This is a genomic window from Erythrobacter aureus, assembly GCF_003355455.1.
Classification (GTDB): domain Bacteria; phylum Pseudomonadota; class Alphaproteobacteria; order Sphingomonadales; family Sphingomonadaceae; genus Qipengyuania; species Qipengyuania aurea.
Map to the genome: position 1 here is coordinate 1,713,454 of NZ_CP031357.1, position 15,927 is coordinate 1,729,380.

Here is a 15,927-nt window from a genome sequence, read left to right on the forward strand (position 1 = left end):
AATCAAAGCGATGTGGCTTTCATATCTGCCCGCATGACGAACAGAGACAGTCGTATGATTAAAATACTAGAGGAATGCGCGTGATATTTGAAAATTTATCGCAGTTCTCGAAAGTGAACTTCATCACTCTTGTGGTCGCATCAAGAGCGCTTGTTCATACTGGATATTACGGTCTAGAGCCTGATAGGCTTTTATCTACCGTAGTGATTTTAGGGTTTTCGGTTCTTCTGATAGTATGGACCACGAAAACTCTCAAGTGGACAACATTCTTTATTATTTTTGTACCCATATCTTTTTCCGCCCTACAGTTATATCGCCTGATTTCGATAGGGGAGGCTGTGTCTGCGGTTTCTTGGGTCTCCCTCACCTTATTGGCTGTTGCCCTAGTGCCACTTTCGCAAATGCCGGTTCGTCAGAAGGTCGATAAAGGTACTTCTTGAATCGCCGATAGCTAAAAGCGGTGAAGTTCTCACCGAACGATCCGGCTCAGTAACCGGATCGGCCCTCGCAGTATGGAAAGCCTTAGGGCGCACACCGACAGCGCCGGTGAACCGACCGGTCTGACCTATGCCAACGGGACTTCGCAATCGGTCGCGCTTGATCCGCTCGGGCGCTTGAGTTCGCTGGTGACCAATCTCGTGGGTAGCTCAGCGGACAACACACGCGGCTTTGCCTACAATCCCGCCGGACAGATCGCGCAGACGACGCAGTCGAACGACAGTTACGTGTTCAACGCGCTCGCCAATGCCGACCGGCCCTATACGGTGAATGGACGCAATCAGTATACGCAGGTCGGATCGACCGCCCTTGGCTACGATGCGCGCGGTAATCTGACCGGTTCGGGCGGCGATACGTTCGGTTATTCGAGCGAGAACTTCCTCACCGGCTACAGCCATGCGCAAGGGTCGGGCACGCTGTCCTACGATCCGCTGGGTCGGCTCTATCGCTATACCGCGCCGCAGGTCGATACGCGCTTCGCCTATGACGGTATCGATATGATCGGGGAATACAATGCCTCGGGCACGCTGCTGCGGCGTTACGTGCATGGCCCCGGGATCGACAATCCGCTGGTCTGGTACGAAGGCGCGGGGACGGCCGGTCGGCGCTATCTGCACAAGGACGAACGGGGCAGCGTGATTGCGGTGAGCAATGCCTCTGGCGCGATGCTGGCGATCAACAGCTACGATGAACACGGCATTCCGGGCACGGGCGGGCTGGGGCGGTTCCGCTATACCGGGCAGACATGGTTGCCGGAACTGGGCCTCTACTATTACAAGGCCCGTATGTATTCGCCCACGCTCGGCCGGTTCATGCAGACCGATCCGATCGGCTATGCCGACGGGATGAACATGTACGCCTATGTCGGCGGCGATCCGGTGAACATGGTCGATCCGCTGGGATTGTGCGAACAGAACACGGGGAGCCGTATCTGCGGCGGCGGGGAAGCCTCATGGTCTCAACCCAATTAACTGGCAAGACCGGCGGAGGCGGCGGCGGTGGCGGTGGCGGCGGTGGCAAGGTGAGCGGAAATAAGATCGTGGTCACCGGGCGACGGTTCGCGACACCGGGAGGAATAAACCTCAACAACTTTCTCGGACTCCGCGTGGGACGGTCCACTCCAGAGAACTTCATCTTTGTAACAGCAGGCAGGCCGCAAAGTGATGGGCCGTGTCCTCTCCCAGCTGATGTGGCTCAGACCTACCGCAACAATCGGGAGACAGCGCTGGACCTTTTTCGATCCATTGGCTCGGATAAGGAGGTCGCCTACACGATTTACCGGAACAACAGATATGGCAATCTAGAGTCCTATTTCGAAATTGGTGAGAGCGGCCGAGTAGCGCCGACCATCAATCGACCAGGTCTTACCCCGGTACTAATTGGACATATCCATGATGTGCCGGTGGGGCCAACAGGCTTGTTTGGCTGGGCGCATAGAGGAGCATCTGGCGGAGATATTAGAAGCAAATCGTACTACCCTCCCTCGACGAAGTTTGTTTTGCACGAACAGGTAGCTGGTGAATGTAAAGATAGCTGTTTTTAAATGCTATTCGGATCAAACTATGTTGTTAAGCAGGTAATGCGATGATCGGACAGGCGCAAAATTTTGCAAAGCGTGACAGGAGGCTTTTAATATCAATCGCCTTTCTCATTATTTCAGTGGCATCATTTTCTTATCAAGCTCTGATAATAAAATTATATATCGATGGAGCAGTGACTGGGAACTGGGATTATTTCTCAAAAACTTTCTCCGCACCGCTTCTCTACGGACCAAATCAGGCTTGTTTCGACTATTGTGCTCCAGAACTTCCGTTCGTTTGGGGGTGGATTGGCATCGTCAGCGTCCTGTTAGGGGTGGCCACCCTTGCTTATAGCTGGTGGAAACCTCAATCACCTGGCGGTCAATGATAGCTGCTCTCGCTACTCATACCTTCATTGAACGGCCCCGTTGAGTTACCGGATCACCCGCGCGCAATGGTGGAATTTGTCGAGCACGCCGTACGCAGCGTGGAGTCCAGTTAATTTCTCCAAAGCAGTGCTTATTGGCTCGGATCCTCACGTAAAGGCGGGAAGTGAACCGAAACCTCCAAGTGCATAGGCTGCCTATCTCATTCAAAATATCAACCGCAATATTGTTATAAGTGACTGGACACACCCTATAGGTGATGAAATACTCCCTGTTTAGAAGTATCGAACAGGGGCGTGGCATCGTGAAGCAACTATTTTTGAGTGTGTCTCTGGCTGCCATCGCCTGCGCAGATGTTGCCTCAGCGCAATCGAGCACCGAGGTTTACGACTACGACGCACTAGGTCGACTGATTTCGGTTGTAACCACTGGTGGCGCGAATGATGGCGATGCGCATGCAATCTGCTATGATGCTGCGGGGAACAGAACGAGTTACGACGCGCGGAGTAACCGGGCGATTCCGGCCTGCGCAGAGGGCTCATCTCCTCCGCCACCTCCGCCACCTCCTCCTCCTCCGCCTCCACCACCGCCGCCTCCGCCGCCGTCTGCTCCGTCGCTGAGCGTTTCGAACGCTTCGACCACGGAAGGCGGAAGTATGACCTTCTTCGTGAACCTGAGCGCCGCCCACACGTCGAGCGTCAGCGTCAATTACGCCACCGCCGACAATTCAGCGGGCTCTGCCGACTATTACGCGGTCTCGGGCACGCTCACATTCTCGCCAGGGCAGACCGGTAAATCGGTCGTCGTGACGACCAAGCAGGATATGTGGATGGAGGGCAGCGAGACCTTCTACCTAAACCTCACAAATCCGACCGGAGGTGCAACGATATCCGATGGTTCGGGCCTCGGCACTATCAATGACGATGACGGAAATTGCGGGATGGCTTGCCAATGAGTTCTTTTACTGAACGCCTGCAGACGCTGTCGCAGAAGGGCTCGTGGGGTATTGGCCTCCGTTCGGAAAGGATAGTCTTGGTCGCGTTTGGAACCGGACATGCGCCAAGTGGGAAATTGCGAACCGGAGCAGCTTCAATACAGAATATTTCTAAGCATTTTTCGCACCTCATATTCCTCTTGCTCGGATTACTTAGCGCGACAATTGCGAATGCGCAGGCTCCAGCTAATCTTCCGCCAGATGTAGCCGTCGAAAGCCCAGGAGGCATTAACCTTCGAAGCGGAGCCTATTCCTACCGGACAACCGACTTGTCGATCGGTACACCTGAAAATGGGGGCTTCGAACTCGTGCGCACACCGTATGTGGGGGACTCCTCTCCGGGCGGATTTCCTGGAAATAGCAGAACGATCACGACGAGTTGGGACTACAAGATAACGCGGCGGACGAGAACCGATTACGGCCAATGCACCGGAGGTGTCTCGTGCAGCGCCTTTGCTGGATACGATTACACGGTCGAGAACATGGCGATCGGCAAGAGTTTTTATACCTCCGACCATTCCTATTTCCTACCGTCATCAATCGAACAGTCCAAAAGCGGAACTCTTCAACGCTACCCAAGTGGATCGAACTACTACTTCGTCTACACCAGCGCCGATGGTGTGAAATACACCTTCGACCCGTCTCCGACGGGCATGGCGCCGGTGTCCGAAATCCTCCACCCCAACGGCATAAAGTATAGTTTCACGAACAGCGCTTCCGGAATCCGCATTCAGAGCAACACGGGCTACATGCTGATTTTCGACCGCGCGTCCAGCACGGTGCAGAAGGCCTGCGTTCTCAATCTGGCGATAACTGCCGCTCCATCCGGTTTCACGTGTCCGGCCGGCGTGCCCACCGTCACCTATACGTTCTCGCCAACGTCCTACGGGATGAAGTTTACTTCGGTACAGCATTCGATCGGAGGCACAACGACGGTTTCGAGCAATTTCACAAGCCGGAGCGCGCCTTACACCGAAAGCTATACCCGCCCGGGTCAATCGCAGCCCTATCTCGTGAACGAATATGCCGTCGAAACATTTTGCAGCATGGCAACCGGCCCTTCTCGCCAGACCTATGCCGATGGCCACGTCATAGATTATATCTGGGACATGACCGGCTCCGGCGAGTGCTTGGGCGGCGTAGTACCGCTCGTGCATGGCTGGACCGACAATCCCGGCACCTCGATGGCGGCTTCGACCAGTTTGGGTTGGGGAGTCGTGCAACTCAGCAGCCGGAACACACCTGCTGTGACGCCCACTCCGGTTACGGTCAGCGATCCCCTCGGGCGTGTTTCGGGGACCACATACAGCGGGGATCATCGCCGGGTAACATCGACCACCAAGCCAGGGGGGGTGAAGCTCCAGCTGGGCTATTCGGGCGATTCGCTGACGTCGCGCACGGAAATCGCATCGGGCGGTGGGCAGTCGCGCGGCGTGAGCTGGACCTATGATTGCAGTGTTGCAATCAACTGCGACAAGCCCATAACGCACACCGATCCCAGTGGCAATGTCTCGAACTACAGCTACAGCCCGGTCCACGGGGGCATTCTGACCTCAACCGCGCCGGCCCCCACGCCAGGGGCTGCGCGGCCCCAAACCCGCACAACCTGGCGGCAATATACCGCATTCTTTAGCGGGGGATCCGGAACGATCTGGCTGCCGTCGTCGACCTCGTCCTGTATCTCTCAGGCGAGCTGCGCCGGGACAGCGGACGAGATCAAGACGACCTATACCTACGACACGTCTCGAAACCTTCTCCCCCTTTCCGTTACGGTGGCCAGCGGCGATGGCAGCCAGAGCCGCACGACGAGCTGGACCTACGATGGGGCCGGCAACAAGCTGAGCGAAGACGGCCCTGCCGCAGGCACCGCGGATACGCGTCACTGGCGCTATGACATCGGTCGCCGGGTCGTCGGAGAAATCCTCCCCGATCCCGATGCGTCCGGTGCATTGCCACGGCCCGCGACGCGCAACACCTATGACATCGGCGGACGCCTGATCCGTGTGGAAAGCGGAACAATGACTTCGGTCCCGGCGTCCACGGTGGCACCTGCCAGTTGGTCCGGCTTCGCCATACTTACCACCGTCGAAACGGATTACGACATCATGGACCGCAAGACGGTCGAGCGCGTGCGTGGATCGGATGGCGTGATCGTTGGGCTCACGCAATATAGCTACGATGCCTTCGGGCGGCTGGAGTGTACGGCAGTCCGCATGAATGCGGCTAAATACGGCTCGCTACCTTCAAGCGCTTGCACCTTGGGTCTGCCGGGGAATGCCGGGCCGGATCGGATTACCAAGAACATATACAACAAGGCCGGCGATCTGCTGCAAATTCGCAAGGCCGTGGGCACACCGATCGAGATCGCCGATGTTACCTACAGCTATGGAGCCAATGGCAAGATCGAGTATGTGGTCGATGCCAATGGCAACCGCGCCAGGCTCGAATACGATGGCTTCGAGCAACAGACCAAGTGGTTCTTCCCGTCCAAGGCCCGCCCTTCCGCTTTCAATCCCTCGACCCCCGCGACCGCCTTGGCGACAGCCGGACCGATCAATCCCGCCGATTACGAGCAATATGGCTACGATGCCAACGGCAATCGCACCTCGCTGAGGAAGCGTGACGGGGCGACGCTGACCTATCAGTACGATGCGCTGGGCCGGATGACGCTCAAGGTCGTGCCCTCGCGTGCGCGCCTTGCACCGGCGAACACGCGCAATGTGTATTACACCTACGATCTGCGCGGGCTGCAGACCAGTGCCCGGTTCAACAGCACAAGCGGTCTCGGCATCGGCTATAGCTATGACGGGTTCGGGCGGCTGACTGCCGAGACGCAGAACACCGATGGGATCAGCCGTACGGTATCCTCGCAATATGATGCGAACGGCAACCGCACGCGCGTGACGCATCCGGACGGGCAATATTGGACGTTCGACTATGACGGCCTCGACCGTGTCATCAGGGTGCGCCAGCAGGGAACCGTGCTGGGCGTGGCGAGCTACAATGCACGGGGCCTTCCGTCGCAAATGGCCTGGACCTATCAGAAGGCCAGCAGCCATGCGAAGACGCTGGCCTATGACAGTGCCGGTCGGCTCGGCTCGATCGCGCTCGACCTGCACGGCTCCACGCGCGATGTCAGCTGGAGCTACACGCGCAATCCGGCGGGCCAGATCGCGTCCGAGACGCAGTCGAACGATGCTTATAGCTGGGATGGCCATGTCGATGCGGTCCGCGCCTACACCACCAACGGGCTCAACCAGTATAGCGCAGCGGGATCGGCGCAGTTCTGCTACGATGCCAATGGCAATCTCACCGCCGACGGGACGAGCGTCTATCTCTACGATGTCGAGAACCGCCTGGTCGAGCGGCGCGTGCAGGGCAGCACCAACACCAATTGCGCCGCGCTATCCTATACCGGCGCGCTCGAGGTTCGGCTGCATTACGATCCGCTCGGGCGGCTCCATCAGGTCAGCGGGGCAGCCTGGGCACGCAAAGGTTCCTTTACGATGGCAATGCGCTGATCGGCGAATACAGCTATCCCGGCACCTTGCTGCGGCGATACGTCCATGGCTCGAATGCGGAGGCCGACGATCCGCTGATTGTTTACGAAGGCGCGGGGTGAGCGATGCCTCGCGGCGCTATCTCCACGCCGATCCGCGCGGCTCGATCGTGATGGTGACGAACTATCAGGGCGCCCCGCTTCATACCAACAGCTACGATGAATACGGCATCCCCGACACCGCCTCGGGCGACGACATCGCCACCAAGGGCCGGTTCCGCTACACCGGCCAGGCCTGGATCCCCGAGCTGGGCATGTATTACTACAAAGCCCGCATCTACTCCCCCACGCTGGGACGGTTCCTGCAGACCGATCCCATCGGATACGAGGACCAGTTCAACCTCTACGCCTATGTCGGGAACGATCCGGTGAATGGGGTCGATCCGACGGGAAAATGGGGCTGGCTCATCGTTCGCGGTGCTCAGTGGGCCGCGCAGAAGTGTGCGGGGAATGCAGCATGTCGAGGCGCTGCTGTGAAAGCCGGTCGGACTATCAAGCGCGGTATTGACAGAGTAAGAGGGCGTGACCGTGGAAGGGAAAGGTCGACCCCGCGCAACGAGAACGGGACAGAACCAACAAGCGAAGCGCGGAATACCCCTGAAGGGACGGAAGATATTTATGAAGTAGACGGCGAGCATACGGAAAGCGGGCTAGGTTATCGTGGCCGAACTTCGGACCGTCAAAGGCGGTTTAGGGACAGTCGAGATGGACGTGACCGAAGCCGAGCTCGAGTAATCAGGAATGTACCATCGGAAGAAGCCCGCCAGGCGGAGCAAGAAGCAATGAATGAGGCTGGAGGGGTCGAAAATTTGGACAACAAGCGGAATGAAATTGCTCCCTGTCGTTGGGAAGAATGTGGAATTTCGCCACCAGACAGATCGTAACAGAACGTATGAAAAGCGATGAAATAATTGACGATTTTTGGCGTTGGTTCACCGAGCACGAGAATACGTTTTCTCAGCCGCTTTCCGATCAAGCTCAGTGGCGCGAACTCGATGATCGATTAGCAGCACTAGGTATAGCGAACTGGGAAATTAGGAGTGGCGGTGATGAAATTTCTGAGTTTATCATCTCATCACCCAAGATGAGAAATTATATGGCATGCCGAAGGGTTTTGGACCGAGCGCCAACACTCGACCGCTGGCAATACTTTGAAGAGAAGCCCCCTAAAGATTGGAAGCGAATTTTTCGTTGGGGGGGGCAGGAATTGAAATTGATGCGAGGCGTTGGCTTTTCCGCGTTTTACAATATCCGGACGGACTTTTTGAAATAATCCTTTTGGGAAAAGTATTTGAAGGTGGGTATCAAAAAGAAGAGCATTTAAAAGCTTTGGATTTTGCTCTGGAATGTGAGCTTGGGGAGCGTCTTTTGAATGAAAAAATTTATGCTATTGATATTTGTGAAAGTCCAACTCGGGAAGATTTGGGTGACGCTCTGAATTTTGATGCTCTTGCTCGACTTTTAAGGGGAGGGTTCACTAAAAGTAGGTCGCCCATATAGTTATTTCGTTATTTATTTCTGCATTTTCCGCCCTGGGCAGCAATTGGCCCGACGGTAACGCGCGGTTGTTCGCCGGGATGAGGCGGTGTGCGGAGTGCAAGGCAACAGGCGCGGCACTATCGCCAAAGGCATGGTGCCGTCGCTATGCGTAGAGAGTTGATGTTGCTGGTGTTGTAGCGGTGTCATGGCGATCGAGGCGGTGTCGCGGAGTTAGGTTCCGCTCTTCAGCGGCCCCTTCCAAGCGGAAACCCAGTCCACTTCTCAGGAGCCCGACCGGTCGGGGATCGAGGAGAACGAGCCAGCCCCTCTCAGGAGTACACCGAACACGGCAGAGTAGTGGGTAGAGTCAGCGTATTATGCGTGTGATTATAGATGATTAGGTGAGAGGTGGGCCGGTTGCAGCCTGCTGCATCTTTTGCGTGAATGGGAGGTTCTGGTTCTACATTAGCGACTTGGTACTGTAGTCGGCTGCAATAGGCGGTGCTAGACGGGGCGTGTTGCAACTGGGAAATGCCGTTCGCTTCACCTTCCGATAGAGCAGCCCAAGGGCTCTACCGAGGGGTCGCGGGTTTTGCCCCGGCCTCCTGACCTATCCTGATGCTGTAGCGCCGCTGAGAAGCGGCTGAGAGGGGATTGGGCGACGTTGGCGCTTTCCTGTCTGTGCTGTGCGGCGAGGTTGTCGAGCAATCCCGCTTCCCAGATCGCGTCCGAGACGCAGTCGAACGATGCCTATAGCTGGGATGGCCATGTCGATGCGGTCCGCGCCTACACCACCAACGGGCTCAACCAGTATAGCGCGGCGGGATCGGCCCGGTTCTGCTACGATGCCAATGGCAATCTCACCGCCGACGGGACGAGCGTCTATCTCTACGATGTCGAGAACCGCCTGGTCGAGCGGCGCGTGCGGGGCAGCGCCAACACCAATTGCGCCGCGCTATCCTATACCGGCGCGCTCAAGGCCGAGTTGCGCTACGATCCGACCGGTCGGCTCTATCAGGTCAGCGGGGCAGCCTGGGCACGCAGCGCTTCGCCTATGACGGCAATGCGCTGATCGGCGAATATAATGCTGCCGGCGCTTTGCTGCGGCGATACGTCCATGGCTCGAATGCGGAGGCCGACGATCCGCTGATCGTCTACGAGGGCGCGGGGGTGAGCGCTGCCTCGCGGCGCTATCTCCACGCCGATCCGCGCGGCTCGATCGTGATGGTGACGAACTACCAGGGCGCCCCGCTTCATACCAACAGCTATGACGAATACGACATCCCCGACACCGCCTCGGGCGACGACATCGCCACCAAGGGCCGGTTCCGCTATACCGGCCAGGCCTGGATCCCCGAGCTGGGCATGTATTACTACAAAGCCCGCATCTACTCCCCCACGCTGGGGCGGTTCCTCCAGACCGATCCGATCGGATACGAGGACCAGTTCAACCTGTACCTGCGGCATTCAATATATAGCTGAAGACTGTTTGGGTGAGACTGCGGCCTGCTCTGAAATCGAAACCGTTCCAACTGCCGGTCGTGGACCATTCTTAGAATGAATAGGGCAATTTTTTGGGGAATCTATCTATGAATTCTATTTGATTATATATAGTAGATGCGTGCCGGATAGATCAAGGTGTAGTGAATTCGCCGAGGGGATTGCATGAGAATTTTTTGGGGTTTTGCTTTGGGAATTGGCTGCATCGCGACAGCCGCCGTAGGTCAAACAACGGCTGGCGAAGAGTTGAATAAAGAGTTCATTCCCAATGAAGACATGATGATGTCCGCCGGTGGGGTGGACGTGTTGTCCGGCAAATATCAGCCTTCGGGTCCGGATCTAGCGTTTGGTTCTGACTTTGGCTTCTCGCGACAGGCGCCGCCTGGAATTCCCGGTCACTTCAATTCCATGGGCGTTTTCGGGCATAATTTCGACATCATGATCACGGAGCGAAAGTTCGACCATACCAAGGCGAACCCCAATGTTTCTGGGGATGATTATCGAATGGGGGTGCGATTTGGCCCGCTGTCAGCGAGCTTCGACTCCCTGTCGTACGAAAGTGGGTTTACGCCGACTGGCCAGGGCCGTGAAGGGAAGTTGGTAGTCTCTGGAAATCGAGCAAGTTCGACCGCCAAATACACCTACACTTCGCGCAACGGAACCGTGGCAACATTTCGCTCCATCGGGCTGGGAGACTGTTCGACCGAATATCGATGTGCCTATGTTGATCACGTGAAATACCCTGACGGTACCGTCTTGAAATTCAGCTATGTAAACGTCGGCGGGAGTTACAATCCGACGGTATTGAAAAGTGTAGTCTCCAGCATCGGCAATGCCTTCGTTTTTGACTACGGCAATGTTGGCGGCAAAAATGTGATTGCCAAAGCGTGCGCGGTCAACCTCGCCGTAGATCCTCTTCCGGCCAATTGTCGGCAGGAAACGGTGAACGTTGCTGTCTATACCTATTCCGCCATTGGCGGGACGCCTCACATGACCTCGGCGACGCGTCCCGGCAATGAAGAGGAAGTCTATACATACAGTAGCAACGGACTCACCCAGACATACAAACGCACGGGCGAAGCTACTCCTTGGCAAACCATTCAGTTCGCCCTCAGGCAAAATGTCGAGTTGATAAACGAGCGTGTGGTCACCTCCCAGACATTCTCAACCGGTGAAAGCCTCTTGTATACCTCCACGCCCGCCCCTGTTTTCGTACCCGGTCAGCCTCTACCTCGCGGCAATCTGGTGATAACGGATTCGCTGGGCGGCGAGACCCAGTATCTCTACGATTTCCCAGTCAACGCGTTGGCGGAGAAGCTCAGCGGCTCGCCAACGCCGGGGATTCCGCCGGATTTCGATTTCAATAACTATCGCCAGGTTGAGGGCGGCCCTTCCAGGATCGTCGACGAACTAGGTAGGACGACCCATTACAACTACTGCGACCGCTTGGCAGCGCAATATGATGTTAATGGCGATGGAGTCAGCGACTGCCAAGTGGGCTATCTGCAGGATTTTACCCTACCCTCCGGACACAAGACAGAGCTCTACTACGTCGGTCCCGGGAAGGTTGGAGAATATCGTCAGATCGACTCCACGGGCCAGCTCCCGACGCGTTCGCTTGTCCAAGAGTTTGCGTGCACGGTGCCCGTCTGCGAGCAAAAGCCTACTAAGAGGCAGGACCCCAACGGTAGTACGACCGATTACGTCTACAGCACGAACCACGGTTCAGTGATCGTAGAGACTCAGTCGGCCGACGCTGGAGGAGTTCGCCCCCAGCGGCGCTATACCTTCGCCAAAAAGTATGCATGGATCAAAAGCGGAACCGGGTTTGTTTCCAATACAGACGGTAAATGGGTGCCTATTAAGGAAGAGTATTGCCAGACAAGCGCATCTGCGAATTTAAATGTTAGTGCCAACAGCGCGTCCGCCGATTGCGCTGCAGGCCCTGCCGATGAAGTCATAACGACATACGAGTATCAGGAGGGCAGTGCGTCACGTGGGAGCAATGTCCTTCTTGTCGGCAAGGCAGTGACTGCCGATGGGCAGTCACTGCGCACGTGCTACGGATACGACGCGATGGGCCGCAAGATCAGTGAGACTGGGCCGAGGGCTGGTCTGGCGAGCTGTCAGTGAGGAGGGCCCGGATGATGAAGCGTTGCTCCGCACTGACGCTTGGTGTTCTAGTTGCTGTTTGTTTGCCGCAGCTGGCGAATGCCCAGGCCGCGCCGTCCGATTACACATCTGCAACGCGTTACGATGCGATGGGCCGGGTGACGGGCACAATCGCGCCCGATCCCGATGGTTCGGGGGCTCTCGGATATCTTGCCACCCGCACGACTTACGATCAGGCGGGAAGGCCGATCAAGGTCGAGACGGGCGAGCTTTCGAGCTGGAGGAGCGAGGCGATTGCGCCTGCTTCCTGGGGCAGTGCATTCACCGTCCAGACCATCACCGACACCACCTACGATGCGCTGGGTCGAAGCTCACCGAGAAGGTTAGCGGCAAGAGCGGCGGCACGGTCGCCCCGGTTGGCCTGACGCAATACAGCTATGACAGTGTCGGTCGGCTCGAATGCACGGCGGTGCGGATGAATCCTGCCAGGTTCAATTCTCTTCCTGCCAGCGCTTGCACTCCTGGTGTTGCGGGCTCGCAAGGCCCCGATCGCATCACCAAGACCATCTACGACGCCGCCGGCCAGGTTCTACAGGTCCGCAAGGCGGTCGGCACTTCGATCGAGATTGCCGATGTAACCTATAGCTACACGCGCAATGGCAAGATCGAATATGTCATCGATGCCAATGGCAACCGGGCCAAGCTGGAATATGACGGGCACGACCGTCAGACCAAGTGGATCTTCCCGTCCAAGGCCCGCCCTTCCGCTTTCAATCCCTCGACCCCCGCGACCGCCTTGGCGACAGCCGGACCGATCAATCCCGCCGATCACGAGCAATATGGCTACGACGCCAATGGTAATCGCACTTCGCTGCGCAAGCGCGATGGGAAGAAGATCGCTTACACTTATGACGCGCTGAACCGTGTGACCAAGAAAGACCTGTGCTCAAGCGGGACCGCAAGTTGTTCGGCGATTCCATCCACCCACAGGCGCGATGTGTTCTACGAATACGATCTGCGTGGGCTCCAGACCAAGGCGCGATTCGATAGCCTAACGGGTGCGGGCATCACCTACACCTATGACGGCTTCGGGCGGCTGACTGCCGAGACGCAGACCACCGATGGGATCAGCCGTACGGTATCCTCGCGATATGATGCGAACGGCAACCGCACGCGCGTGACGCACCCCGACGGGCAATATTGGACGTTCGACTATGACGGTCTCGACCGTGTCACCAACGTCAAGCAGGCGACGACCACGCTCGGTATAGCAAGCTACAACAATCGAGGCTTGCCGCTGCAGTTTGCTTGGACCTGGTCGACTGCCTCCAGCAACAAATCGACCTATGGCTATGACAGTGCCGGTCGGCTCGGCTCGATCGCGCTCGACCTGCACGGCTCCACGCGCGATGTCAGTTGGAGCTACACGCGCAATCCCGCTTCCCAGATCGCATCCGAGACACAGTCGAACGATGCCTATAGCTGGAACGGCCATGTCGATACGGTCCGTGCCTACACCACCAACGGGCTCAACCAGTATAGCGCGGCGGGATCGGCGCGGTTCTGCTACGATGCCAATGGCAATCTCACCGCCGACGGGACGAGCGTCTATCTCTACGATGTCGAGAACCGCTTGGTCGAGCGGCGCGCGCAGGGCAGCGCCAACAGCAACTGTGCCGCGCTATCCTATACCGGCGCGCTCGAGGTTCGGCTGCATTACGATCCGCTCGGGCGGCTCCATCAGGTCAGCGGGGCAGCCTGGGCACGCAGCGCTTCGTCTATGACGGCAATGCGCTGATCGGCGAATACAGCTATCCCGGCACCTTGCTGCGGCGATACGTCCATGGCTCGAATGCGGAGGCCGACGATCCGCTGATTGTTTACGAAGGCGCGGGGGTGAGCGATGCCTCGCGGCGCTATCTCCACGCCGATCCGCGCGGTTCGATCGTGATGGTGACGAACTATCAGGGCGCCCCGCTCCATACCAACAGCTATGACGAGTACGGCATCCCGACACCGCCTCGGGCGACGACATCGCCACCAAGGGCCGGTTCCGCTATACCGGTCAGGCCTGGATCCCCGAGCTGGGCATGTATTACTACAAAGCCCGCATCTACTCCCCCACGCTCGGCCGGTTCCTGCAGACCGATCCGATCGGCTATGAGGACCAGTTCAACCTTTATGCCTATGTCGGGAACGATCCGGTGAATGGGGTGGATCCGACGGGGTTGGAGTGCAACAGTCCTCGTGGCGGGACAAAGTGTTCTGAAACTTCTAGCCCTGCGGCGACCACCGCTACAGCCGCTACTGCTGTAGCGGCTCGGGAGGGAATGGGGTCAGAACGTGCGCGCGGTCAGTATCGCCAGCAAGTGTCTCGACTCGCGCCGAACGACAGCCAAGGAAGATCGGCAGCAAAGGCGAATGCGAGGGCGGCCACTCCGCCAATTACGAGAGGTGTTGTTGAAGGGGCACGACCCGGAACAGGCGCGCAACCAGGTTCTGGAGGAACAGCAAATCGAACCAACGCCGGAGCTGACAGACTAGCTGGCCAATTAGGCACAGCTGGGCGTGTTGCCGGGGTTGCGGGAGTTGCCGTCGGGGCTGTGCGTATCGCAAATTCTGATACGCCCGGACAAGAAGCTGCCAGAGTTGGGGGTGGCGTTGCTGGTGCATTGGCGGGAGCGGAAGCAGGGGCTCTTGTTGGTGGCGCGGTCGCTGGGCCGTGGGGAGCCGCTGTCGTCGGAGTTGTAGGGGCATCGCTGGTGGATTTGCCGGTGAAGCCGCAGTAGATGAATTGCTGGATTGGTAGACCGATGGGCGTGATAACTGCTAAAAAAGTAGAAATAGATGGAGAAGAGATTCGCCTAAGTAGTCGATTTCGGAAGTTCTATATTCGGAAGGGCGATATCAAAGAATTCCGAATTAAGAGAATACCATCTCTTTTCGACGAGATAGGGATCGAATTTTCAGGCGAGAAGACATTTTTAGTCTCTGAACGGGCGCGAGGATTTTTCGATCTTACCGAATTTCTCAACGTGGAAACAGTTTTCGGGGCGTTCTGGTATCGAGATGCAGAAGATGGCCGTGAGCTTCGGCATAAGGTGCTGATGGTATAACCTTGCCGATTTATACCGCCAATTATCGTTGCGCGGTCATCCCAGCGCCCCCTCCACTTCCTGCCTCGCCCCATCAATCGCGCCTACCTGCGCGCCATCGCGTAGACCGAGGGCTTCGGTGAGCCTGGCGCGGCTGTCGGTGTAGAGCGCGACCGCATCCTTGGCGCGGCTGTAGGCGACGTAGACGGCGGGCGCATCAACGGTGTTGGCGCGGAAGCTCTCCAGATGGGCCATCACGCGATCGGCGGTAGCGCCCTGGGCGGAGTGGATGGTGCGCACCCATCCGGGCCGGATATGCCGATCGGCGAGCCGGGTGAGGTCAAGCGCCTCCTGCTTGCCGTCCTCACGCTCGATCTGCACGGCTCCACGCGCGATGTCAGTTGGAGCTACACGCGCAATCCGGCGGGTCAGATCGCGTCCGAGACGCAGTCGAACGATGCCTATAGCTGGGACGGCCATGTCGATGCGGTCCGCGCCTACACCACCAACGGGCTCAACCAGTATACTGGCGCCGGGAGCGCGAGCTTCTGCTACGATGCCAATGGCAATCTCACCGCCGACGGGGCCAGCGTCTATCTCTACGATGTCGAGAACCGCCTGGTCGAGCGGCGCGTGCAGGGCAGCGCCAACAGCAACTGCGCCGCGCTATCCTATACCGGCGCGCTCGAGGTTCGGCTGCATTACGATCCGCTCGGGCGGCTCCATCAGGTCAGCGGGGCAGCCTGGGCACGCAGCGCTTCGTCTATGACGGCAATGCGCTGAT

At 57.8% G+C, this 15,927-nt stretch carries 16 protein-coding genes; 15 read left to right on the forward strand and 1 reads right to left on the reverse strand.

Annotation, left to right across the window (positions count from 1 at the left end):
* Window positions 1-512: 512 nt before the first annotated feature.
* The 14 genes from DVR09_RS08415 (at window position 513) to DVR09_RS08465 (ending at window position 15,164) form a co-directional block, all read left to right on the forward strand.
* Window positions 513-1,469, forward strand: a complete 957-nt coding sequence (locus tag DVR09_RS08415) for an RHS repeat-associated core domain-containing protein (RefSeq protein ID WP_115416540.1) — start codon at window positions 513-515, stop codon at window positions 1,467-1,469.
* Entirely contained in the window at window positions 1,451-2,041 is a 591-nt protein-coding gene (locus tag DVR09_RS17145) for a hypothetical protein (protein ID WP_162814908.1), read from the forward strand. The genes DVR09_RS08415 and DVR09_RS17145 overlap by 19 nt, the downstream gene beginning before the upstream one ends.
* Window positions 2,042-2,082: 41 nt before the next feature.
* The gene (locus tag DVR09_RS17150; protein ID WP_162814909.1) at window positions 2,083-2,406 is read left to right on the forward strand and encodes a hypothetical protein; all 324 of its coding nucleotides are present in this window, start codon (window positions 2,083-2,085) and stop codon (window positions 2,404-2,406) included.
* A 653-nt stretch (window positions 2,407-3,059) separates the two neighbouring features.
* The gene (locus DVR09_RS17155) at window positions 3,060-3,359 is read left to right on the forward strand and encodes a Calx-beta domain-containing protein (protein ID WP_162814910.1); all 300 of its coding nucleotides are present in this window, start codon (window positions 3,060-3,062) and stop codon (window positions 3,357-3,359) included.
* Between the two features lie 521 nt (window positions 3,360-3,880).
* Window positions 3,881-6,919: an RHS repeat domain-containing protein gene (locus DVR09_RS08425; RefSeq protein ID WP_199798563.1), complete on the forward strand. Its 3,039-nt coding sequence runs from the start codon at window positions 3,881-3,883 to the stop codon at window positions 6,917-6,919.
* Between the two features lie 97 nt (window positions 6,920-7,016).
* The gene (locus tag DVR09_RS08435) at window positions 7,017-7,841 is read left to right on the forward strand and encodes an RHS repeat-associated core domain-containing protein (RefSeq protein WP_199798564.1); all 825 of its coding nucleotides are present in this window, start codon (window positions 7,017-7,019) and stop codon (window positions 7,839-7,841) included.
* 289 nt (window positions 7,842-8,130) lie between these two features.
* Window positions 8,131-8,457 carry a hypothetical protein gene (locus DVR09_RS17160; protein WP_162814911.1) on the forward strand — a complete coding sequence of 109 codons (327 nt, stop codon included), beginning with the start codon at window positions 8,131-8,133 and terminating at the stop codon, window positions 8,455-8,457.
* 676 nt (window positions 8,458-9,133) lie between these two features.
* Window positions 9,134-9,508, forward strand: coding sequence for a hypothetical protein (locus DVR09_RS17575; protein WP_234041372.1), 375 nt, complete (start codon window positions 9,134-9,136; stop codon window positions 9,506-9,508).
* 26 nt (window positions 9,509-9,534) lie between these two features.
* Window positions 9,535-9,918 carry an RHS repeat-associated core domain-containing protein gene (locus DVR09_RS17580; protein ID WP_234041373.1) on the forward strand — a complete coding sequence of 128 codons (384 nt, stop codon included), beginning with the start codon at window positions 9,535-9,537 and terminating at the stop codon, window positions 9,916-9,918.
* Window positions 9,919-10,101: 183 nt separating this feature from the next.
* Window positions 10,102-12,069 (forward strand): hypothetical protein, encoded by a 1,968-nt coding sequence (locus DVR09_RS08450; protein WP_115416544.1) that lies wholly within the window; start codon window positions 10,102-10,104, stop codon window positions 12,067-12,069.
* A gap of 11 nt (window positions 12,070-12,080) precedes the next feature.
* The gene (locus DVR09_RS17165) at window positions 12,081-12,473 is read left to right on the forward strand and encodes a hypothetical protein (RefSeq protein WP_162814912.1); all 393 of its coding nucleotides are present in this window, start codon (window positions 12,081-12,083) and stop codon (window positions 12,471-12,473) included.
* A 50-nt stretch (window positions 12,474-12,523) separates the two neighbouring features.
* Window positions 12,524-13,846, forward strand: a complete 1,323-nt coding sequence (locus DVR09_RS08455) for an RHS repeat protein (protein WP_162814913.1) — start codon at window positions 12,524-12,526, stop codon at window positions 13,844-13,846.
* A 292-nt stretch (window positions 13,847-14,138) separates the two neighbouring features.
* On the forward strand, window positions 14,139-14,837 hold the full coding sequence (locus DVR09_RS17900; RefSeq protein ID WP_435867791.1) for an RHS repeat-associated core domain-containing protein: 699 nt from the start codon (window positions 14,139-14,141) through the stop codon (window positions 14,835-14,837).
* Window positions 14,838-15,164 (forward strand): hypothetical protein, encoded by a 327-nt coding sequence (locus DVR09_RS08465; protein ID WP_162814914.1) that lies wholly within the window; start codon window positions 14,838-14,840, stop codon window positions 15,162-15,164.
* Window positions 15,165-15,200: 36 nt separating this feature from the next.
* On the opposite strand, the gene DVR09_RS08470 is transcribed toward DVR09_RS08465, so the two are convergent.
* Window positions 15,201-15,443, reverse strand: a complete 243-nt coding sequence (locus tag DVR09_RS08470) for a hypothetical protein (RefSeq protein ID WP_369692515.1) — start codon at window positions 15,441-15,443, stop codon at window positions 15,201-15,203.
* Here DVR09_RS08470 and DVR09_RS08475 point away from each other — a divergent pair.
* Window positions 15,390-15,926, forward strand: coding sequence for a hypothetical protein (locus tag DVR09_RS08475; RefSeq protein WP_177822620.1), 537 nt, complete (start codon window positions 15,390-15,392; stop codon window positions 15,924-15,926). The genes DVR09_RS08470 and DVR09_RS08475 overlap by 54 nt on opposite strands.
* Window position 15,927 lies beyond the last annotated feature (1 nt).